The organism is Pseudomonas grandcourensis (assembly GCF_039909015.1).
Classification (GTDB): Bacteria; Pseudomonadota; Gammaproteobacteria; order Pseudomonadales; family Pseudomonadaceae; genus Aquipseudomonas; species Aquipseudomonas grandcourensis.
In genome coordinates this window covers 4,922,722-4,945,913 of sequence record NZ_CP150919.1, presented here as the reverse complement: position 1 = coordinate 4,945,913, position 23,192 = coordinate 4,922,722, and the positions used below count along the sequence as shown (strand labels likewise).

General features: G+C 63.0%; 10 protein-coding genes and 1 pseudogene. 5 read left to right on the top strand and 6 right to left on the bottom strand.

The window, feature by feature from the left end; translation table 11 throughout:
- Positions 1-12 precede the first annotated feature (12 nt).
- From AABM52_RS21985 to AABM52_RS21965, 5 genes are read right to left on the bottom strand one after another with little or no spacing between them, the layout of a single operon-like run.
- The gene (locus AABM52_RS21985) at positions 13-810 is read right to left on the bottom strand and encodes an enoyl-CoA hydratase-related protein (RefSeq protein ID WP_347907956.1); all 798 of its coding nucleotides are present in this window, start codon (positions 808-810) and stop codon (positions 13-15) included.
- Positions 807-1,964 carry a citronellyl-CoA dehydrogenase gene (atuD, locus tag AABM52_RS21980; RefSeq protein WP_347907954.1) on the bottom strand — a complete coding sequence of 386 codons (1,158 nt, stop codon included), beginning with the start codon at positions 1,962-1,964 and terminating at the stop codon, positions 807-809. Before atuD ends, AABM52_RS21985 begins: the two co-directional genes overlap by 4 nt.
- A gap of 24 nt (positions 1,965-1,988) precedes the next feature.
- Positions 1,989-3,605, bottom strand: a complete 1,617-nt coding sequence (atuC, locus tag AABM52_RS21975) for a geranyl-CoA carboxylase subunit beta (protein ID WP_347907953.1) — start codon at positions 3,603-3,605, stop codon at positions 1,989-1,991.
- A gap of 3 nt (positions 3,606-3,608) precedes the next feature.
- Entirely contained in the window at positions 3,609-4,478 is an 870-nt protein-coding gene (locus tag AABM52_RS21970; RefSeq protein ID WP_347907952.1) for an SDR family oxidoreductase, read from the bottom strand.
- A 12-nt stretch (positions 4,479-4,490) separates the two neighbouring features.
- Positions 4,491-6,293 (bottom strand): acyclic terpene utilization AtuA family protein, encoded by a 1,803-nt coding sequence (locus tag AABM52_RS21965; protein WP_347907950.1) that lies wholly within the window; start codon positions 6,291-6,293, stop codon positions 4,491-4,493.
- 178 nt (positions 6,294-6,471) lie between these two features.
- On the opposite strand from AABM52_RS21965, the gene AABM52_RS21960 reads away from it, so the two are divergent.
- The 3 genes from AABM52_RS21960 (at position 6,472) to AABM52_RS21950 (ending at position 9,098) form a co-directional block, all read left to right on the top strand.
- Entirely contained in the window at positions 6,472-7,098 is a 627-nt protein-coding gene (locus AABM52_RS21960; RefSeq protein ID WP_347907949.1) for a TetR/AcrR family transcriptional regulator, read from the top strand.
- A gap of 92 nt (positions 7,099-7,190) precedes the next feature.
- Positions 7,191-8,009, top strand: a complete 819-nt coding sequence (locus tag AABM52_RS21955; protein ID WP_347907947.1) for a transporter substrate-binding domain-containing protein — start codon at positions 7,191-7,193, stop codon at positions 8,007-8,009.
- A 75-nt stretch (positions 8,010-8,084) separates the two neighbouring features.
- Positions 8,085-9,098, top strand: coding sequence for a GNAT family N-acetyltransferase (locus tag AABM52_RS21950; protein ID WP_347907946.1), 1,014 nt, complete (start codon positions 8,085-8,087; stop codon positions 9,096-9,098).
- A gap of 133 nt (positions 9,099-9,231) precedes the next feature.
- On the opposite strand, the gene AABM52_RS21945 is transcribed toward AABM52_RS21950, so the two are convergent.
- Positions 9,232-9,780 (bottom strand): RNA polymerase factor sigma-70, encoded by a 549-nt coding sequence (locus AABM52_RS21945; RefSeq protein WP_046040580.1) that lies wholly within the window; start codon positions 9,778-9,780, stop codon positions 9,232-9,234.
- Positions 9,781-10,009: 229 nt separating this feature from the next.
- On the opposite strand from AABM52_RS21945, the pseudogene AABM52_RS21940 reads away from it, so the two are divergent.
- Both AABM52_RS21940 and AABM52_RS21935 read left to right on the top strand, forming a co-directional pair.
- A pseudogene (locus tag AABM52_RS21940) lies at positions 10,010-10,135 on the top strand (outer membrane lipoprotein carrier protein LolA); the annotation flags it as partial.
- A 25-nt stretch (positions 10,136-10,160) separates the two neighbouring features.
- Positions 10,161-23,159 carry a non-ribosomal peptide synthetase gene (locus AABM52_RS21935; RefSeq protein ID WP_347907944.1) on the top strand — a complete coding sequence of 4,333 codons (12,999 nt, stop codon included), beginning with the start codon at positions 10,161-10,163 and terminating at the stop codon, positions 23,157-23,159.
- Positions 23,160-23,192: the final 33 nt, after the last annotated feature.

Sequence of the window (23,192 nt, the reverse complement as noted above, 5' to 3'; positions counted from 1 at the left end):
GCGAGCAAGCTTTTAAGAGGCCCACCCCGGTTTGCGTTTTTGCACGAAGGCCATCGTTCCCTCTATGCCTTCGGCTCCGGTCACCGCTTCGCTGAACCTTTCAGCCGCTTGATCAAGCAACTCATCCGACGGCTGTCCGGCACTGGCCAGCAAGAGTTTCTTGGTCGCCGCATTCGCCCCCGGCGCACAACACAACACATGGGCCAACACCTCATCGAGACGTTCGGCCAGGGCCTGCGGATCATGTTCGACAAAATGCACCAGCCCCATGCGCCGCGCCTGGGTACCGTCGAAGCGCGCCGCAGTCAGGGCGAGGCGCCGGGCCTGGGTCAAGCCGATGCGTTGCACCACGAACGGAGCGATCTGCGCCGGCAGCAGGCCGAGGCTGGTTTCCGGCAGGCCGAATTGCGCCTGGTGATCGGCCAGAGCGATATCGCTGACGCAGGCCAGGCCGAGACCGCCGCCGAGCACCGCGCCTTGCAGCACCGTGATCACCACTTGCGGTGCGTGTTGCACCTCTTGCAGCAGCGCGCCGAACACCCGGTTCAGGTCCCGGTGCGCAGTCGAGCCTTGAGCGCGGGCATTGGCCATGTCCTTGATATCGCCGCCGGCACAGAAGTGCCCACCGACGCCGCCGATCACCAGTGCGCGAACCCCTGGTTTATCGCGTACCGCAGCCAGCACCGAGCGCAACTCGGCGACCATCTGCAAACTCATCGCATTGCGGCATTCCGGGCGGTTGAGGGTGATGTGCAACACGCCGTTGTGCAGTTCCAGCAGCAAGGTCTGGCAAACCGGCAGGTTGTTCATTTCTTTTTCCCCGGCAGAATGCCCATGAGTTTGCAGATGATCCCCAGCATGATTTCGTCGGCGCCGCCGCCGATCGACACCAGCCGTACATCGCGGTAAGCCCGGGCCACCGGGTTGTCCCACATGAAGCCCATGCCGCCCCAGTATTGCAGGCAACTGTCACTGACTTCGCGGCCCAGCCGCCCGGCCTTGAGCTTGGCCATGGAGGCCAGGCGCGTGACGTCCTGGCCTTTGATGTATTGCTCGGTGGCCTGATAGACCAGCGCCCGCAGGCATTCGATTTCGGTCTGCAGTTCCGCCAGGCGGAAGTGGATCACCTGATTGTCGATCAGCGCGTTACCGAAGGTTTTGCGCTCCTTGCAGTATTCGATAGTGCTGTCGACGCAATACTCCAGGCCCTTGATCATGTTGGCCGCGCCGAACAGGCGTTCCTCCTGGAATTGCAGCATCTGCATCATGAACCCCGCGCCTTCATGGCCGATGCGGTTGCGCTGCGGTACGCGCACATTGTCGAAAAACACCTGGGCGGTTTCCGAACTGCGCATGCCGAGCTTGTCCAGGTGCGAACTCAAGCTGATGCCTGGCGTGTTCATCGGCACCATGATCAGCGACTTGTTGATGTGCGGCTTGTCGTCCGAGGTGTTGGCCAGCAGGCAGATGAAGTCGGCGCACGGCGAGTTGGTGATCCACATCTTGCTGCCGTTGATCACGTAATCGTCGCCGTCCTTGCGCGCCGTGGTTTTCAGCCCGGCGACGTCGGAACCGGCGCCGACTTCGGAGACGCCGATGCAGCCGACCTGCTCGCCACTGATGGCGGGACGCAGGAATTCTTCGCGCAGTTCATCGGAACCGAACCGTGCCAGCGCCGGGGTGCACATGTCGGTCTGCACGCCGATGGACATCGGAATGCCGCCGCAACGGATAGTGCCGAACTCTTCGGCGGCGACGATCGAATAGCTGTAGTCGAGCCCCATGCCGCCGAATTTTTCCGGTTTGGAAATGCCCAGCAAGCCGAGGTCGCCTGCCTTGCGGAAGATGTCGTGGATGGGGAAGCGCCCGGCCTTCTCCCATTCCTCGACGTGGGGGTTGATCTCGTGCTCGACGAACTGGCGAACGGTGCGGCGCAGTGCTTCGTGTTCCTGGGTGAAGATCATTTTTATTGTTCTCCTTGAGCTGGCCTAGAGCCGGGCTACGCCAAAGCTGTTGGCTTGCAATGGCCGCACCTGGGCCTCGTGACAGATATCCAGCAGATAACCAAGCAAGGTCCGGGTATCGCGCGGGTCGATCAAACCGTCGTCCCACAGACTGGCGCTGCCGTAGAGCGCCGTGGACTGGCTGTCGAGTTTCTGCGCGGTGACCTGTTCGAGCATGTCGAGCATTTTCGGATCGGGCACCAGCCCGTCCTTGGCCTGCTTGGCCTCGGTGACGATGCGCAGCACTTTGCCCGCTTGCGCGCCGCCCATCACGGCGGTGCGGCTGTTAGGCCAGGCGAAGATGAAACGCGGGTCCAGGCCGCGCCCGCACATTGCATAGTTGCCGGCGCCGTAGGAACCGCCGACGACGATGGTCAGCTTCGGCACCCGGGCATTGGCCACCGCTTGAATCATCTTCGCGCCGTGCTTGATCACACCTTGCTGTTCCGATTCGGTGCCGACCATGAACCCGGTGGTGTTGTGGAAAAACAGCAGCGGCGTCTGGCTCTGGTCGCACAGCTGGATGAACTGGGCGGCCTTGCTCGCACCTTTTGGCGTGATCGGGCCGTTGTTGCCGATGAAGCCACAGGCGCGGCCCTGGATTTTCAGATGACCGCACACAGTCTGCTGATCGAACTCGCCCTTGAATTCAAGAAAGTTCGAAGCGTCGGCGAGACGGGCGATGATTTCGCGCACGTCGTAGGGCTTTTTCGGGTCATCCGGGATCAGGCCCAGCAGTTCGTCGATGGGGTAGAGCGGCTCCTCCCAGCGACGCTCGGGGAGTGGCGGTAACTGCTCGTTCCACGGCAGCAGGCTGACGATCTCGCGTACCTGACGCACACCGTCGGCGTCGTTTTCAGCCAGGTACTCGGCGGTGCCGGCGGTTTGTGCGTGCATCTCGGCGCCGCCCAGTTCTTCATCGGTGGCGACTTCGCCGGTGGCGGCCTTGAGCAATGGCGGGCCGGCGAGAAACAGCTTGGCCTTGCCGCGTACCACCACCACGTAATCCGACAGCCCCGGCTGATAAGCGCCGCCCGCTGTGGCCGAGCCATGCACCACGGTAATCTGCGGCAAGCCCATGGCCGACATCCGCGCCTGATTGGCAAAACTGCGCGCGCCTTCGACGAAAATTTCCGCCGCGTAATTGAGGTTGGCACCGCCACTTTCGGCGAGGGTGATCACCGGCAGTTTGTTTTCCATGGCGATCTGTTGCAGACGCAGGGATTTTTTCAAGCCGCTGGGGGAGATGGTCCCGCCCCTGATCGCGCTGTTGTTGGCGACCACCAACACACGTACGCCGGACACATAGCCGATGCCGGCGATCAAGCCGCCACCAGCGGAGCTGCCATCCTTGTCGTCGTGCAGCTTGTAGCCGGCCAGGCTGGCCAGTTCGAGAAACGGCGCGCCGGGGTCCAGCAGCAGATTGAGGCGTTCGCGGGGCAGCAACTGGCCGCGTTTTTCGAACTTCGGCCTGGCTTCGGCCGCCTTGTTCAGCAAGTTCTGTTCGAGCACGCGAACTTGCTCGATGGCGCTCAGCATCGCCGCACGGTTCTGGGCGAACGGCTCGCTGTGGGGATCGAGTTGTGACTGAATCACCGGCATGGGTTATTCCTTGTCCTTCAACACGTCTGGTATGTAGGCGCGGTGGAAACCGTTGTACGACTCGCTGTTGGTCGCCTTGTGGATCGGCCAGGCGCGGCCGCCGAGGCTGGCGGCGCCGTCGATGCGCAAGGTGCTGCCGCTGACAAACGCCGCTGCGGGACTGAGCAGGAAAACAATCGCCGCGCTGACTTCCGATTCGGTGCCGATGCGCTTGAGCGGCACGTGTTCGCGCAGGGTCGGGATCACGGCCTTGAAGGCGCCTTCGTAGGTGTCCATGCCGCTGGAGGCAACCCACCCCGGTGCCACTGCGTTGACCCGGACCCCGGCATGACCCCATTCGTACGCGGCGGTCTTGGTCAGGTTGTCCATGCCCGAACGTGCCGCACCGGAGTGGCCCATGCCCGGCATGCCGCCCCACATGTCGGCGAGCATGTTGACGATGGCGCCGCCGTGCTTGCTCATGGACTGGTTGAACACTTCCCGGGCCATCAGGAAACCGCCCACCAGATTGGTGCGCATCACGGTTTCGAAACCCTTCTGATTGATCGAGGACAGGGGTGACGGGTACTGCCCGCCAGCATTGTTGACCAGGCCGTGAATGGGGCCATGCTTGCGGATCAGTTCGCTGACCAGGTGCTGCACCAATTCTTCCTCGCGGATATCGCAAACCGCCCAGTCGGCCTTGCCGCCGTCGTCGGCGATCTCCGCCGCAACGGTTTTCAACTTGTCGGCCTTGCGCCCGACCAGCAGCACATGGGCGCCGAGGGCCGCCAGTTCGTGGGCGGTGCAGCGGCCGATGCCACTGCCGCCACCGGTGACGATGATGTTTTGACCGGCAAACAAATCGGCTTTGAAAATCGAATCGTAGGCCATGGCGGCAATCCTCTAGTTGAACTGGTCGGCGATGCGCTGCGGCACCGGGATCTGAATTTCCAGCAGCTGCTGGGCTAAGGCCTTGCCTTGCGGATCGATACGCAGGCTGGCGACACCGCCGCCGCCGAGGGCGTTTTCCAGCAGGAAATTCAGGCTGTGGCTGGCAGGCAAGTACCAGCGTTCGACCCGCCCGTGGATGGGATCGAGGACGTGGCCCATCCAGTCGACGATCACTTCCGGGGTCAACGCCTCTGCAATCCATGGCAGGAACTCCGGCGCGCGGGCCATGACGCCGATGTTGCTGTGGTTGCCCTTGTCGCCGGAACGGGCGACCGCCAGTTTGACCAGGGCCACGCTGGCGTCGGCCAGGCCAAGCGGTTTCGGCGGCGCGAGCGGGGCTGGCAGGTCCAGCGGGTCGAGCACATCGAGGGCAGGCAGGGCACACGGGTGGCGCTGGCCCATGAAATCAATGTCCAGCGTGCAGGCGGTTTTGTCGATCAGGAACGAGAACAGCCGGATCAGCGGATACACCGTCGGCCGGCCACCGACAATGCCGGTCAGCCCCGGCGCCATGCCGGTGGCGGCCTGGGCGATTTCCCGGGAGAACACGATCAACGCCTGCTTGTCCGGATGGCGCACTGCGAGTTTGATCACCACTTCGCGACTGTCCTGACGCCGGCCATGGGGGCCGTAGGTGGCCTCGCTGCCCAGCAACTCGATACTCACGTCGCTGTAGGGCGGCCAGCCGCGCTGGCGGAACATTTCCGAAGTCTTGTTGATGATCGCATCGCCGACCCGCCGCGCCTTGTCGACGGCATCGATGCCGGCGATCAGGCAACTGGCGGTACAGCGAAAACCATCGGGGTACGTGGCGCTGACCTTGTATTGAGCGGTCGGCGGCAGGCCTTTGGCACCGTGCACCTGCACCGCGTTCTTGCCCTGTTGCAGCAGTTTGACCTGAGTGAAATCGCACACCACGTCGGGCAGCAGATACGCCCGCGGGTCACCGATTTCGTACAGCATCTGTTCGCCCACCGTCAGCGGCGTGACCAGCCCGCCCGTACCTTCGGGTTTGCTGACGATGAACTGACTGTCGGCGCTGACTTCGACGATGGGAAAACCGATGTGTTCGTAGTCGGGCACGTCGCGCCAGTCGGTGAAGTTGCCGCCCGTGCACTGGGCGCCGCATTCGATGATGTGCCCGGCCAATGCCGCCTGGGCGAGTTTGTCGTAGTCGTGCCACGACCAGCCGAACTCATGCACCAGCGCGGCGCTGACCACCGCACTGTCGACCACGCGCCCGGTGATCACGATGTCCGCCCCTAGGCGCAGGGCTTCGACAATGCCGGGTGCGCCGAGGTAGGCATTGGTCGAGACGCACATCGATGGCAGGGGCGCGCCAGTGAACATTTCACGAATGCCCAGGTTGCGCAGCTGTTTGAATTGCGGTTGAAGGTCATCACCCAGCAGTACGGCGATCTTCAGCGCCACCCCGGCCTTGTCGCAGGCCGCTTGCAGGGCGGCGGCACAGGCTTGGGGATTGACCCCGCCGGCATTGCTGATGACCCGGATGTTTTGCTGTGCGAGCTGCGGCAGCAAGGGCGCGAGCACTTCGATGAAGTCGCCCGCATAGCCGGCCCGGGGATCTTTCATCCGCGCGCCGGCCATGATCGACAGGGTGATTTCGGCCAGGTAATCGAAGACCAGATAGTCCAGATGCCCGTGTTCCACCAGTTGCGCGGCAGCGGTCGAGGTATCGCCCCAGAAGGCGCTGGCACATCCGATGCGAATTGTTTCAGGCGCAGTCCATTCCATAGCCACCTCCAACCGAAGTGCGTCGACATTACCAAGCAAGCGCTTGGTTTGTAAATGACTTGATTATCTTCTGCCCAAGCGCTTGCTTGGTTGCATCCATGCGCTTAAATTGCCCGCGCAACCCCGCTGTTTTCGGGGGGATCGGCGTTATTGATTGAACGACTGTAGGAGAGAACGGGTGGACGAGCAAAAAGCCCTGAGGGTGATGCGCCAATTGGTCGACGACGGCCAACTGACCGACCCGGACAGCGCCCGTGGCAAGCTGCTGCAAGTGGCGGCCCACCTGTTCCGCAATAAAGGCTATGAACGCACGACCGTGCGCGACCTGGCCGGCGCCGTGGGCATTCAGTCCGGAAGCATTTTCCATCACTTCAAGAGCAAGGACGAAATCCTGCGGGCGGTGATGGAGGAGACCATTCTCTACAACACCGCGTTGATGCGAGCGGCCATCGCCGAGGCCGGCAATGTGCGCGAGCAGGTGCTGGCGCTGATCCGCTGTGAGTTGCAGTCGATCATGGGCGGCAGCGGCGAGGCCATGGCCGTGCTGGTCTACGAATGGCGCTCGCTGTCCGAAGAGGGCCAGGCCAAGGTCTTGGCGCTGCGGGACATCTACGAAGACATCTGGCTACAAGTACTGGGCGAAGCCAAAACCGCCGGGTTTATCCGCGGCGATGTGTTCATCACCCGCCGCTTCCTGACCGGTGCATTGTCCTGGACCACCACCTGGTTTCGCGCCGGCGGCAGCATGAGCCTCGATCAGTTGGCCGATGAGGCGTTGATTCTGGTGCTGGAAGACCGGCAATAAGCTTGTATTGGCCAGCATTAAACTGGCTAACTGGACGAAACCGCCTAGCTTGAATGCATTGGTACCGTTTTATTGGGAGTGGGGGCGTTTTGATGGGTTCGCCAATTCGGTCAGCCTCGCGGCTTTTGCTGGCGATGCTTGCGGCGTCAACGATGATGCCGTCCCAGGCAGCGCAACTGGTGCGCATAGGTGCCGCGCACTTTCCGCCCTACACCGTGCGCCCGGAATCCGGAGCCGATACCGGGTTGCTGCCGCAGCTGGTCGAGGCCCTGAACGCATCGCAAACTGACTACCAGTTTGTCCTGGTGCCCACTTCCATTCCCCGGCGTTTTGGTGATTTCAAGCAGGGCCGGGTCGACATGGCCATCTTCGAAAATCCCGCGTGGGGTTGGGAAGAGATCCCCCACACGGCCGTCGATATGGGGCTGGAGGATGCCGAGATTTTTGTCGCGCAACGCCTGCCCGATCGACAGCAAAGCTATTTTGCCGACCTGAGCGGCAAGCGCCTGGCACTGTTCAGCGGCTATCACTACGAGTTCGCCAACTTCAATGCCGACCCCTTGTACCTCGCGAAAAACTACAACGCCACGCTGACCTATTCCCATGACAGCAATCTGCTGATGGTATTACGCGGTCGGGCCGACATTGCCCTGGTCACGCGCTCTTACCTGAGCGACTACTTCCTGCGCAATGAAAAAGTCGCCGATGAATTGCTGGCATCCCAGCGCGTCGACCAGATCTATCACCACTACGCCATTCTGCGCCCGACCGCGCCCATCAGCGGCGAGGCCTTCGGCAAGTTGTTGCAAGGCTTGCGGGACAACGGCCAGATGCTGAGGATTTTTGATCCGTACAAGATTGCACTGGTGCCGGTCCCGCACAACGAACCGGCGCCACAAGCCGCCAATTGATGGTCTTTGGTTAAATTTCCCGCCCTGGCTCACGTCACTTCGTTGAACTGTCGACGAATATCGTGAGCCCGCCCCATGCCCCATCTCAATGACCTGAATGCCCTGTGTCTGCCGACAGGCAGTCGTCTTGCTGCTGATGAAACCGATTGCCGCCTGAGTCTGAATCTGGAAGGGCAACCGTTGCTTACCCTGCGGCTCAGTCGTGGCCCGGAGTTGCACGTGCAACTGGAGGAGCGCTTCAGTCGCCCTGAAGAACAGGCATTGTGGGCGGCCTGTTACTGGCTGTTCGCTCGCGACCCCGACTGCCAGCGTCTGACCTGGCAACTGCAAGAGGTGCCGGACGAAGCCGTGCTCAGTGGCTTGCTGATTCCGACGCCCGTCAGCGGCCAGTATCACTGCGAGCGCACCCTGTTCTGGCACTTACCGCAGCCGTGGCTGAGGCATTCCCTGACCGGCAGCTACCCGCAGCAAATGCTCATCACCGACGGCAAGCGTCATCCACGGCGGCCGGTCAAGCCCCGGGGTGAAGTGTATCGACGCTTCGATGCGCGGCTGGGCGCCCGGGTTTCCCTGCGCACGCTGGACATCGAGCAAGACCTGGCACGCTTCAACCGTTGGCAGAACAACCCGCGAGTTGCGAGTTTCTGGCAGGAGGAAGGCAGCCTCGAACAGCATCGCCAATACCTGAGCAAACTCGAGGCCGACCCGCACACGCTGACGCTGATCGGTTGTTTCGACGATCAGCCGTTCGCTTATTTCGAAGCCTACTGGGCCAGGGAAGATCGCATTGCACCCTTTTATGAGGCCGGCGATTACGACCGTGGCATTCACATGCTGGTGGGCGAAGAAAATCACCGCGGTCCGCACAAGGTGGCGAGCTGGTTATCGGCGCTGGTGCATTACCTGTTTCTCGATGATCCGCGCACCCGGCGCGTGGTTGCCGAGCCCCGTGCCGATAACGCGAAGATGATCGGGTACATGCAGGAGCAGCGCTTTCACTGCGAGAAAGAGTTCGACTTCCCGCACAAGCGCGCGGCCCTGATGGTGTTGGGTCGGGAGCGGTTTTTTGACCGGTGCAAGTTGGCCTGATGCTTAAGGCTCAAGATCTTTGGCGCTCTTGAGTGCCCCATCGCGAGCAGGCTCGCTCCTACATTTGCCCTGTGTTCACAGGACCCCGTGGGAGCGAGCTTGCTCGCGATGGGTGCGCTGCGGATCTCGGATCTTATTGGCGAGCAGCCATATCGCCACGCTTGCCCGACACCTTGCGGCAATGCACCAGCGCGTCACGGATCATGAAGTTCACCAGGGTCGGCGAGACGCCGAGTTCCTTGGCGATGTCCTTTTGCGGTACGCCGTGCAGGCGATACATCTCGAAGGCGTAGCGGGTGCGGCTCGGCAACTCGGTCAACGCATCGGCAATGTGCTCCAGCGTCGAGAAATTGATGTGCGACGTTTCCGGTGACGCACCCTGGATCACCACATTCAGCCCTTCCTCTTCAGGGCCGGAATACTTCTGCTCCAGCGCCTGCTTGCGGTAGTGGTCGATCGCCAGGTTGCGCACGATCTGGAACAGGTAGCTGAGCTGAGCCTTGATCGAACTGGTGATGGGCGGGGCCGATTGCAGCCGGAAGAATGCATCCTGCACAACATCTTCGGCACGTGAGCGACAACCGGTAATTCGGGCTGCGATCTTCACCAGAATCAGTCGATTGTCGACGAATGCCTGAAGTAGCGGTGTATCGCACCTGCTTGTGGATACTGGTTCCATCATGGAAATCACCCTGCTGCCAAAAGGTTAGTGGGACGGCGAAAAAACCGGGGGGCCGTCCTACACATCGAGCGACAAATTAGGCTTAATGATAATGATTGTCAAATGAGAAAAAGAACTAGTGCGCTGTAAGGGTGCGGAGTGAGAACTGCGACACGTTGACTCACTTCAGACCGCTTTGTGTTCCGGCTCGCGACTAATTATTTCAAGACGTCATCCGTTCTCAGGATGAATTGCACAGCGCAACCCTCACCACCCCGTAGGAGCGAGTTCGCTCGCGATGGTCGTCAACGATGACGATGGGCGCCTGACACCCCGCGGCGTTCTCCGGATTTTCGCGAGCAGGCTCGCTCCTACCAAGCCGAATTCAGGCAGGAAACCTCATGACCGACGCGTTCGAACTCCCCAGCACAATGGTCCAAGCCCTTCAGCGCCGCGCGGCCCTGACGCCGGATCGGGTGGCCCTGCGCTTTCTCGCCGAGACCCCGGATCAGGCGGTGGTGCTCAGCTATCGAGAACTGGACCTGCGGGCGCGGACGATTGCCGGAGCATTGCAGGCCCAGGCGGATGTTGGCGACCGTGCGGTGTTGCTGTTCCCCAGCGGCCCGGATTACGTCGCGGCGTTCTTCGGTTGCCTGTACGCCGGGGTGATCGCGGTGCCGGCCTACCCGCCGGAGTCGGCACGCCGGCATCACCAGGAGCGCCTGCTGTCGATCATCAGCGATGCCCAGCCGCGCTTGCTGTTGACCAGTGCCGGGCTGCGCGATGGGTTGCAGCAGATCGAAGGGGCGCCGCCGCTGCTGTGTGTCGATACCCTCGACGGTGCACTGGCCGAGCGCTGGGTCGCGATGGACTTGCAGGACGATCACATCGCTTTCCTGCAATACACCTCCGGTTCCACCGCGCTGCCCAAGGGCGTGCAAGTCAGCCACGGCAATCTGGTGGCCAACGAATTGCTGATTCGCCACGGATTCGGCATTGACCTGAACCCCGACGACGTCATCGTCAGCTGGCTGCCGCTGTACCACGACATGGGCCTGATCGGCGGCCTGCTGCAGCCGATTTTCAGCGGCGTGCCTTGCGTGTTGATGTCCCCGGCGTATTTCCTCGGCCGGCCGTTGCGCTGGCTGGAGGCGATCAGCGAATACGGCGGCACCATCAGCGGCGGGCCGGATTTTGCCTATCGCTTGTGCAGTGAGCGGGTCAGCGAGTCAGCCCTGGAGCGGCTCGACCTGAGTGGCTGGCGCGTGGCGTATTCCGGCTCCGAACCGATTCGCCTCGACACCCTCGAGCGCTTCGCCGGGAAGTTCGCGACCTGCGGCTTCACCGCGGACAGTTTCATGGCCTCCTACGGTCTGGCCGAAGCCACCCTGTTCGTGGCCGGCACAGCGCGCGGCCAAGGCATCGGCAACCTGCGGGTAGACGATCAGGCCCTGGCGCAGAACCGTGTCGAAGCGGGCGAGGGCTGCCCGATCATGAGTTGCGGTATCAGCCAACCGGCGCACGCGGTGCTGATCATCGATCCGGTCTCGCTCAACGAACAGGCCGACAACGTCGTCGGCGAAGTCTGGGCCAGTGGGCCGAGCATCGCCTCAGGCTACTGGCGCAACCCCGAGGCGTCCGCCAAGACCTTCGTCCGGCACGCCGGCAAGACCTGGCTGCGCACCGGTGACCTGGGTTTTTTGCGCAACGGCGAACTGTTCATCACCGGGCGCCTGAAGGACATGCTGATCGTGCGTGGGCACAACCTGTACCCGCAGGACATCGAGCAGACCGTCGAGCGCGAAGTGGAAGTGGTGCGCAAAGGTCGGGTTGCCGCCTTCGCCGTCACGGTTGATGGTCAGGAAGGCATCGGCATCGCCGCCGAAATCAGCCGCAGCGTGCAGAAAATCCTGCCGCCTGAATCCTTGATCAAAGCCATTCGCCAAGCCGTCGCCGAGGCATATCAAGAAGCACCTAGCGTGGTGGTGTTGCTCAATCCGGGCGCGCTGCCCAAGACCTCCAGCGGTAAATTGCAGCGCTCGGCGTGCCGCAGTCGTCTGGCGGACAGCAGTCTCGACAGCTACGCGATGTTCCCGTCGGCCGCCACCGAAAGTGCAGGCCGGATCGAGTCGGGCTCCGAGCTGCAAAGCCTGATCGGCCGGATCTGGTGTGAACAGTTGCAAGTGACGCAGGTGGGCGCCGACGATCATTTCTTCCTGCTCGGCGGCAACTCCATCGCGGCGACGCAAGTGGTGGCGCGCCTGCGTGAAGAGCTCGGGCTGGAGTTGAACCTGCGCCTGCTGTTCGAAGCCCCGACCCTAGGCGCATTCGCCGATGTCGTGGCCCGTCTGCAACAGGACGGTGGCCTGGCCCAGAGCGCGATCACGGCGCTGTCACGCCAGCAACCGATGCCGCAATCCCTGGCACAAAACCGCCTCTGGATCACCTGGCAACTCGACCCGCACAGCAGCGCCTACAACATTCCCGGTGCCTTGCGCCTGCGCGGCGAGCTGGATGAGGACGCCTTGCGCGCCAGTTTCCAGCAGTTGATCGAGCGCCACGAATCCCTGCGCACGCGATTCTTCGAACGTGATGGCGTGGCGCTGCAACAGGTCGATCCGGCTGCCGAGTTCAACCTGCAACTGATCGATATCAGTGACCTGCCGGCCGCCGAGCGTGAGACCCGGGCACAGCAAATCCGCGAGGACGAAGCGCGGACGCAGTTCGATCTGGAGAAAGGCCCGCTACTGTGGGTGACGCTGGTGCGCTTCGACGACGAAGACCATCAGTTGCTGGTGACGATGCACCACATCATCGCTGACGGCTGGTCGCTGAATGTGTTGATCGACGAGTTCTCGCGGTTGTATGCGGCCGCCTCCCAGGGGCAGCAAGCGGAGCTGACGCCGTTGCCGATGCAGTACGCCGATTACGCCAGCTGGCAGCGGCAATGGCTTGCGCAAGGGGAGGGCAAGCGCCAACTGGCCTACTGGAAAGACCGCTTGGGTGATGAGCATCCAACCCTGAGCCTGGCCACCGACCATCCGCGTTCGGCGCAACAACTGCACAGCGCCGCCCGCCACACCGTGCGTCTGGGGGCGCCCCTGAGCGATGCGATTCGACAGACCGCCCAGGCCCATGAATCGACCGCCTTCATGCTGTTGCTGGCTGCATTCCAGACCTTGTTGCACCGCTATAGCGGCCAGCGTGATATCCGCATCGGCGTGCCTAATGCCAACCGTCCGCGCCTGGAAACCCAGGGCCTGATCGGTTTCTTCATCAATACCCAGGTGCTGCATGCCGAGGTGGACTCACGCCTGCCATTTGTTGAGCTGCTGACGCAGACCCGTCAGGCGGCGTTGGGTGCGCAAGCGCATCAGGACCTGCCGTTCGAGCAACTGCTGGAAGCCTTCCCGCAGGCCCGTGAACAGGGCCTGTTCCAGGTCATGTTCAACCATCAGCAAAGGGACCTCGGGGCGTTGAAGCGCCTGCCGGGGCTGTTGGCCGAAGAGCTGCCGTGGCATAGCCGCGAAGCCAAGTACGATTTGCAGTTGCACAGCGAAGAAGACCGCAACGGTCGCCTGACCTTGTCCTTCGACTACGCCAGCGAATTGTTCGACGCCGCGACCATCGAGCGCCTGACCGAGCATTTCAGCAACCTGCTGCGGGCTGTCTGCGAGCAAGCGGACACTGCCATCGGTGACCTGCCACTGTTGACGGCTGCCGAGCACCTTCAGCAATCGGACTGGGCCAGTGCTCCCTGCGCGACGGCCAGCCAATGGCTGCCAGAATGGCTCAACGAGCAGGCACGCCAGACCCCGCAGCGCACCGCGCTGGTGTGGGACGGCGGCCAGATGGACTTCGCCGAGCTGCACACCCGGGCCAACCGTCTGGCCCATTACCTGCGCGACAAAGGCGTCGGCCCGGACATCTGCGTGGCCATCGCCTGCGAGCGTTCGCCGCAACTGCTGATCGGCCTGCTGGCGATCCTCAAGGCCGGTGGCGCCTACGTGCCGCTTGACCCTGATTACCCGACCGAGCGCCTGGCCTACATGCTCAGCGACAGCGGTGTTGAATTGCTGCTGACGCAAACCCGATTGCTCGAACGCTTGCCGGCCAGTGAGGGTGTCAGCGTGATCGCCATGGACACCCTGCACCTGGACAGCTGGCCAAGCCATGCGCCGGGGCTGCACCTGCACGGCGACAATCTCGCCTATGTGATTTACACCTCCGGCTCCACCGGCCAGCCCAAAGGCGTCGGCAACACCCACGCGGCGCTGGCCGAGCGCCTGCAATGGATGCAGGACACTTACCGCCTGAACGAAACCGACGTGCTGATGCAAAAGGCACCGATCAGTTTCGACGTGTCGGTGTGGGAGTGCTTCTGGCCGCTGATCACTGGCGCCCGTTTGCTCATCGCCGGTCCCGGTGAGCACCGCGATCCGCACCGCATCGCGCAGCTGGTGCAAGCGTACGGCGTGACCACATTGCACTTCGTGCCGCCGCTGCTTTCGTTGTTCATCGATGAACCGCTCAGCGCTGAATGCACCAGCCTGCGCCGGGTGTTCTCCGGGGGCGAGGCCTTGCCCGCGGAGCTGCGCAACCGGGTGCTGGCGCAGCTGCCAGCGGTGCAACTGCACAACCGCTACGGCCCGACTGAAACGGCAATCAACGTCACCCACTGGCAGTGCACTCGCGCCGATGGCGAACGCTCGCCGATTGGCCGGCCGCTGGGCAATGTGATCTGCCGCGTGCTCGACAGCGATCTCAACCCGGTACCGGCCGGCGTGCCGGGTGAGTTGTGCATCAGCGGCGCTGGCCTGGCCCGTGGTTACCTCGGCCGCCCGGCCTTGACCGCCGAACGCTTCGTGGTCGATCCGTTGGGTGAACCGGGCGCACGCCTGTATCGCACTGGCGACCGCGCGCGCTGGACGGCGGACGGCGTGATCGAATACCTCGGCCGTCTCGATCAGCAGGTCAAGTTGCGCGGGTTCCGGGTAGAGCCGGAAGAAATCCAGGCGCGGCTGCTGGCTCAGGACGGCGTTGCGCAAGCCGTGGTGCTGGTGCGCGACACCGTGGCCGGGGCGCAACTGATCGGTTACTACACCGCAGCGAACAATGCCGGGGACGAAGCCGAGCAAACCGCACGCCTGAAAAGCGCATTGGCCGCCGAATTGCCGGAATACATGGTGCCGGCGCAACTGATGCGCCTGGATGAAATGCCCCTCAGCCCGAGCGGCAAACTCGACCGCCGCGCCTTGCCGGAACCGCAGTGGCAGGTTCGCGAACACGTCGAACCAGAAACCGAACTGGAGCAACAGATTGCAGGCATCTGGCGTGAAGTGCTGGGCCTGGCGCAAGTCGGTTTGCGCGATGGTTTTTTTGCCCTCGGCGGCCACTCGTTGCTGGCCACGCAAATCATCTCCCGCACCCGCCAGGCCTGCGACGTCGAGTTGCCGCTGCGGGCGCTGTTCGAACACAGCGAACTCGGTGCCTTTGCCGAACAGGTTCGCCTGATCCAGGCCAGCGGCAGTACCAACAAGCAGCCGCCGATTGAGAAAATCGACCGCAGCCAGCCAGTGCCGCTGTCCTATTCCCAGCAGCGCATGTGGTTCTTCTGGCAGATGGAGCCCGACAGCCCTGCCTACAACGTCGGCGGCATGGCGCGGCTGCGCGGCGTGCTCGACGTGGCGCGTTTCGAGGCCGCGCTGCAAGCCCTGATCCTGCGTCACGAAACCCTGCGCACGACGTTCCCGAGCATCGACGGCGTCGCCCGCCAGCAAGTACACGCGCAAACCGGCGTGTGCATGGCGTGGAAGGATTTCACTGCGCTGGATGCCGAAGTCCGCGAGTGGCAGGTCCAGCAACTGGCCGACGACGAAGCGCACCAGCCATTCGATCTGGAAACCGGACCCTTGCTGCGCGCCTGCCTGGTCAAGACCGCCGAACAGGAGCACTACTTCGTCCTGACCCTGCACCACATCGTCACCGAAGGCTGGGCGATGGACATTTTTGCCCGGGAGCTCAGCGCGCTATACGAAGCGTTCGTCGATGACCGTGAATCGCCGCTGGCGCCATTGCCGGTGCAGTACCTGGATTACAGCGTGTGGCAGCGTCAGTGGCTGGAGTCCGGCGAGCGTCAGCGCCAGCTCGATTACTGGACCGCGCAACTGGGCCGTGAACACCCGTTGCTGGAGTTGCCGGCCGACCGTCCGCGTCCTCCGGTGCAAAGCCATCAGGGTGAGTTGTATCGCTTTGACCTTAGCGATGAGCTCGCGGCAAAGGTCCGCGCCTTCAACGCGAAAAACGGCCTGACGCTGTTCATGACCATGACCGCCGCTTTGGCCACTCTGCTGTACCGCTACAGCGGCCAGACCGATCTGCGCATTGGCGCGCCGGTGGCCAACCGCATTCGTCCGGAAAGCGAAGGGCTGATCGGCGCGTTCCTCAACACGCAAGTGCTGCGCTGCCGGCTCGACGGGCAGATGTCCGTGGGCGAGTTGTTCGAGCAGGTGCGCCACACGGTGATCGAAGGCCAGTCCCATCAGGACCTGCCGTTCGATCATCTGGTGGAAGCCTTGCAACCGCCACGCAGCGCGGCCTACAACCCGTTGTTCCAGGTGATGTGCAACGTGCAGCGCTGGGAGTTCCAGCAAAGCCGCACCCTCGCCGGCATGACGGTCGAGTACCTGGCCAACGATGCCCGCGCGACCAAGTTCGACCTCAACCTGGAGGTCACCGACCTCGACTATCGCCTGGGTTGCTGCCTGACCTACAGCACCGATCTGTTCGACGAACCGCGCATTGCGCGCATGGCCGGGCATTGGCGCAACCTGCTGGAGGCGCTGATTGCCGATCCGCAACAACGCTTGAGCGAGTTGCCGCTGCTGGCGAGCGGCGAACAACAACATCTGCTCGACAGCCTCGGTGTCGAGCCGGGCGAACATCGACTGGATCAATGCATTCATCATTTGTTCGCCGAGCAAGCCTTGATGCGCCAAGACGCTCCGGCCCTGACCTTTGCCGGGCAGACCCTGAGCTACGCCGAACTCGACAGCCGCGCCAACCGCCTGGCCTGGATGCTATGTGAGCGTGGTGTCGGGCCGCAGGTACGCGTGGGCCTGGCACTGGAGCGCTCGCTGGAGATGGTCGTCGGCCTGCTGGCGATCCTCAAGGCCGGCGGCGCCTATGTGCCGCTGGATCCGGAGTACCCGCTGGACCGCTTGCATTACATGATCGAAGACAGCGGCATCGGATTGCTGCTCAGTGATGCGGCGATGTTCAAGGCGTTGGGCGAGTTGCCGGTGACCGTCGGCCGCTGGTGTCTTGAAGAGGACGCCGCTGCACTGGCCAGCTACCCGGCCACCGAGCTGCCGTTGATCAGCCTGCCGCAGCATCAGGCCTACCTGATCTACACCTCGGGCTCGACCGGCAAACCGAAAGGCGTGGTGGTGTCCCATGGCGAAATCGCCATGCATTGCCGCGCGGTGATCGAGCGATTCGCAATGCGCGCCGACGACTGCGAACTGCACTTCTATTCGATCAACTTCGACGCCGCCACCGAGCGATTGCTGGTGCCGTTGCTCAGCGGTGCGCAAGTGGTGCTGCGAGCTCAAGGGCAATGGGACGCAGAAGAAATCTGTGGTCTGATCCGTCGTCATCACATCAACGTCCTCGGTTTCACGCCGAGCTACGGCAGCCAGTTGGCGCAATGGCTGGCAACGCAAAATGAAACCCTGCCGGCGCGCATGATCATCACCGGCGGCGAGGCGCTGACCGGTGAACACCTGGCGCGCATTCGCGCTGCCTTCAAGCCGAGCCAGTTCTTCAACGCCTACGGCCCGACCGAAACCGTGGTCATGCCGCTGGCCGGTCTTGCCCCAGAAGTACTGGAAGAGGGCGCTGGCAGCGTACCGATCGGCAGCGTGATCGGCGACCGCGTGGCCTACATTCTCGACGCCGACCTGGCGTTGGTGCCGCAAGGCGCGACGGGCGAGTTGTACGTCGGTGGCGCGGGCCTGGCCCAGGGTTATCACGAGCGTCCGGGCATGACCGCGGAGCGCTTTGTCGCCGATCCGTTTGCCGCCAGCGGCGGGCGTATGTACCGCACCGGCGACCTGGTGCGCCAGTGCGCCGACGGCCTGGTGGAGTACCTCGGTCGCATCGACCATCAAGTGAAGATTCGCGGCTTCCGTATCGAGCTCGGTGAAATCGAAACCCGTTTGCTGGAGCACGAATCGATCCGTGAAGCGGTGGTGATGGCACTCGATGCCCCGAGCGGCAAGCAACTGGTTGGCTATCTGGTGACTGACGTCGCCGAACAGAATGAAGTACAGCAATCGGTCTTGCGCGAAGCCCTCAAAACGCATCTGAAATCGCAACTGCCAGACTACATGGTACCCACGCACCTGACCCTGCTGACCAGCATGCCGCTGACCGCCAACGGCAAACTCGACCGCCGCGCGCTGCCGGCACAGGACCCGGAGCTGAACCGACAGCAGTACGTGGCGCCGAGCAATGAACTTGAAGTCACGCTGACGCAGATCTGGTGCGAAGTGCTCAACGTCGGACAGGTTGGCCTCAACGACAACTTCTTCGAACTGGGCGGCGACTCGATCCTGTCGATCCAGGTGGTCAGCCGGGCGCGGCAGCAGGGCATTCACTTCAGTCCGCGTGACCTGTTCCAGCACCAGACTGTGCAGACCCTCGCCGCCGTGGCCAGCCGCACCGAGCAGGTTCGCGCCGAGCAAGGCTTGATCATGGGCGAATCGCGTCTGACGCCGATCCAGCACTGGTTCTTCGACACCGACATCCCGCAACGCCAGCACTGGAACCAGGCATTGTTGCTGCAACCGACTGTCGCCCTCGAACCCCATCGTCTGGAGCAAGCACTGCTGGCGGTGGTCGAGCAGCACGACGCCTTGCGCCTGCGATTCAGCAAGGTCGCCGGCCAATGGCAGGCCACACACCAAGGGATTTCCGACGCGCCGGTGTTGTGGCAGGTACGCGTTTCGTCCATGGACAAATGCGCGGCCTTGTTCGCCGATGCCCAGCGCAGCCTCGACCTTGAAGACGGGCCGTTGCTGCGTGTGTTGCTGGTCGATGGTCCCGACGGTCAGCAACGGCTGTTCCTCGCGATTCACCATTTGGTGGTCGATGGCGTTTCATGGCGCGTGCTGCTGGACGATCTGCAAACCGTGTATCGCCAACTGGACGCACAGCAGTCGGTGAAACTGCCGGCGAAAACCAGCGCCTTCAAGGACTGGGCCGCACGTTTGCAGGCCTACGCCGGCAGCGAGTCCCTGCGCGAAGAACTGGGCTGGTGGCAGGCGCAACTGGCCGGACCAAATGCCGATCTGCCCTGCGATCACCCCGAGGGCGGGCGGCAGAACCGGCATGGGCAAACCGTCAGCGTGCGCCTCGACAGCGAGCGCACGCAACAGTTGCTGCAACAGGCACCGAGTGCCTATCGCACCCAGGTCAACGACTTGCTGCTGACCGCATTGGCCCGCGTGCTGTGCCGCTGGAGCGGTCAGCCATCGGCGCTGATTCAACTGGAAGGTCACGGCCGCGAAGCGCTGTTCGACGAGATCGACCTGACCCGCACCGTCGGCTGGTTCACCAGCGCCTATCCGCTGCGCCTGACCCCGTCGAACATCGAAGAAGCCGCCGGGCAGGGCGCTTCGATCAAGGCGATCAAGGAGCAACTGCGTGCGGTGCCGCACAAAGGTCTCGGCTATGGCGTGCTGCTCTACCTCGCCGATGACCAGAGTCGCCAGCGCATGGCCGGGTTGCCGGTGGCGCCGATCACCTTCAACTACCTCGGGCAGTTCGACCAGAGTTTCGGGGCGGACGCGCTGTTCCATCCGCTAGATGAAGCGATTGGCGCGGCCCACGATGCCAATGCCCCGTTGCCCAACGAACTGAGCGTCGACAGTCAGGTGTATGGCGGTGAACTGGTACTGCGCTGGACCTTCAGCGCCGAACGCTTCGATGCACAAACCATCAACGAGTTGGCCGATGCCTACCTCGGTGAGTTGAACAGCCTGATCGAGCATTGCCTGCGCGACGACGCGGGCGGCCTGACGCCGTCGGACTTCCCGCTGGCGAATCTCAGCCAGACGCAACTGGATGCGCTGCCGGTCTCGCCCGCCGTCATCGAAGACGTCTACCCGCTGACCCCGATGCAGGAAGGCATGCTGCTGCACACCTTGCTGGAGCCGGGCACCGGCCTGTACTACATGCAGGACCGCTACCGCATCAACAGCGAACTCGACCCGCAGCGTTTCGCCCAGGCCTGGCAAGCGGTGATCGCCCGCCACGAAGCGTTGCGTGCGTCGTTTTGCTGGAACGTGGGCGAAGACATGCTGCAAGTGATCCACAAACCGGGCAGCACGCCGATCGAATTCCTCGACTGGAGCGATCTCGCCGAAGCCGAGCAGGAGCCGAAGCTGCAAACCCTGCTCAAGACCGAACGTGAGGCCGGGTTCGATCTGCTCAACCAGGCGCCGTTCCACTTGCGTTTGATCCATGTGGGCGCGGCGCGCTACTGGTTCATGATGAGTAACCACCACATCCTCATCGACGCCTGGTGCCGTTCGCTGCTGATGAACGATTTCTTCGAGATCTACAGCGCCCTCGGCGAAGGCCTGGAAGCGCAGCTGGCAGTGCCGCCACGTTATCGCGACTACATCGGGTGGCTGCAACACCAAAGCCTGACCGAAGCGCGGCAGTGGTGGAAAACCAGCCTGCAGGGTTTCGAACGGACCACGCCGATCCCGAGCGACCGGCCATTGCTGCGCGAGCATGCCGGCGACAGCGGCGGCATGATCGTCGGCGACCAATACACAAGGCTCGATGCCCATGACGGCGCGCGATTGCGCGAACTGGCCCAGGCCCATCAGCTGACCATCAATACCTTCGTCCAGGCGGCATGGGCGCTGGTGCTGCGGCGCTTGAGCGGTGATCGCGACGTGCTGTTCGGCGTCACCGTGGCCGGGCGTCCGGTGGAGATGCCGCAGATGCAGCGCACCGTCGGCCTGTTCATCAACAGCATCGCACTGCGGGTGAAAATGCCCGAGGACGGCCAGCGTTGCAGCGTGCGCCAGTGGCTCAACGGTCTGCTCGACCACAACATGCAACTGCGGGAATACGAATACCTGCCGCTGGTGAACATCCAGGAGCAAAGCGAACTGCCCAAGGGCCAGCCGCTGTTCGACAGCCTGTTCGTGTTCGAAAACGCCCCGGTGGAAGTCTCGGTGCTGGACCGTGCGCATAGCCTCAACGCGACCTCGGATTCGGGCCGGACCCATACCAACTTCCCGCTCACGGCGGTGTGCTATCCGGGAGATGACCTGGGCTTGCACCTGTCCTACGACCAGCGCTACTTCGATGAGACCACGGTCGAGCGCATGCTCGGTGAGTTCAAGCGTTTGTTGCTGGCGTTGGTGGAAGGTTTCCATGGCGACATGGCCGACCTGCCGTTGCTGGGGGCCGAGGAGCAGGACTTCCTCCTCCATGGCTGCAACCAGAGCGAACAGGATTACCCGCTGGAGCAGAGCTACGTTGCATTGTTTGAAACCCAGGTTGCCCGGCACCCGCAGCGGATTGCCGCCAGTTGTCTGGACCGGCAGTACAGTTATCTGGAGCTGAACCAGCGCAGCAACCGTCTTGGTCACGCATTGATCGCCGCCGGTGTCGGGCGCGATCAACCGGTAGCCTTGCTGGCCGAACGCAGCCTCGATTTGCTGGGCATGATCATCGGCAGTTTCAAGGCGGGGGCGGGTTACCTGCCGCTGGACCCGGGTTTGCCGGGCCAGCGTCTGAACCGGATCATCGATCTGAGCCGCACGCCATTGCTGGTGTGCACGCAAGCCTGTCGTGAGCAGGCGCAGGCCTTGCTCGACGAATTCGGCTGCGCCAGCCGGCCACGGCTGCTGGTCTGGGAGGAGGTCCAGGCCCTTGCGCTGTCGGCGGAAAATCCTGGCGTCTACAGCAGCCCGGACAACCTCGCCTACGTGATCTACACCTCCGGCTCCACCGGTTTGCCCAAAGGTGTGATGGTCGAACAGCGCGGCATGCTCAACAACCAGTTGAGCAAGGTGCCATATCTGAACCTGAGCGACACCGATGTGATTGCGCAAACCGCTTCGCAAAGCTTCGATATTTCGGTGTGGCAGTTCCTCGCCGCGCCGTTGTTCGGCGCCCGGGTGGACATCGTGCCGAACACCATCGCCCACGATCCCCAGGGTTTGCTGGCCCACGTGCAAAGCCAGGGCATCAGCGTGCTGGAAAGCGTGCCGTCGCTGATCCAGGGCATGCTCGCCCAAGAGCACATGAGCCTCGACGGCTTGCGCTGGATGCTGCCGACGGGTGAAGCGATGCCGCCGGAACTGGCGCATCAATGGTTGCTGCGCTATCCGCAGATCGGCCTGGTGAATGCCTATGGCCCGGCGGAGTGCTCGGATGACGTGGCGTTCTTCCGCGTTGATATGGCTTCGACTCGCGGCAGCTACCTGCCGATCGGCGCGCCGACCGACAACAACAAGTTGTATCTGCTCGACGGAGCGCTGGAACTGGTACCGCTGGGCGCGGTGGGGGAGTTGTGCGTAGCAGGGACCGGGGTCGGTCGCGGCTATGTCGGCGATCCGCTGCGTACCGCACCGGTGTTTGTGCCGAATCCGTTCGGCGCAGCGGGTGAGCGCCTGTATCGCACCGGCGACCTGGCCCGTCGTCGCAGTGACGGTGTGCTGGAATATGTCGGTCGGGTCGACCATCAGGTGAAGATCCGTGGTTACCGTATCGAACTGGGTGAAATCGAGGCTCGCCTGCATGAGCAGCCGGAAGTCCGCGATGCGGCGGTGGGTGTGCAGGAAGGGGCGAGCGGCAAGCATCTGGTGGGCTATCTGGTCGCGGCGGATGTTGCGCTCGATCCGGCTGGACGCCTGGAACGCATCAAGCAGCGTCTGCGTGCCGAGTTGCCTGAGTACATGGTGCCGCTGCACTGGCTATGGCTGGACAAGCTGCCACTCAACGCCAACGGCAAACTGGACCGCAGGGCCCTGCCGGCGCTGGAGATCGGCCAGCAGCAAAGCCAGGATTACCAGGCGCCGCGCAATGAGCTGGAGCAGACCCTGGCAGGCATCTGGGCCGAAGTATTGAAGGTCGAAAAAGTGGGTGTTCGCGACAACTTCTTCGAGTTGGGCGGGCATTCGCTGCTGGCCACGCAAATCGCCTCGCGGGTGCAGAAAACCCTGCAGCGGGAGGTGCCGCTGCGGGCGATGTTCGAGTGCAGCACGGTGGAGGAGTTGGCCTGGTACATCGACGGATTGGCGGCCAGCGAGCTCACCGAGGAGAAGGTGGATCGCTTGAATGACCTGATGGCGGAGCTGGAAGGGTTGTAAATCTCCAGTACCGTTAAGCGAGCCACTCTGACA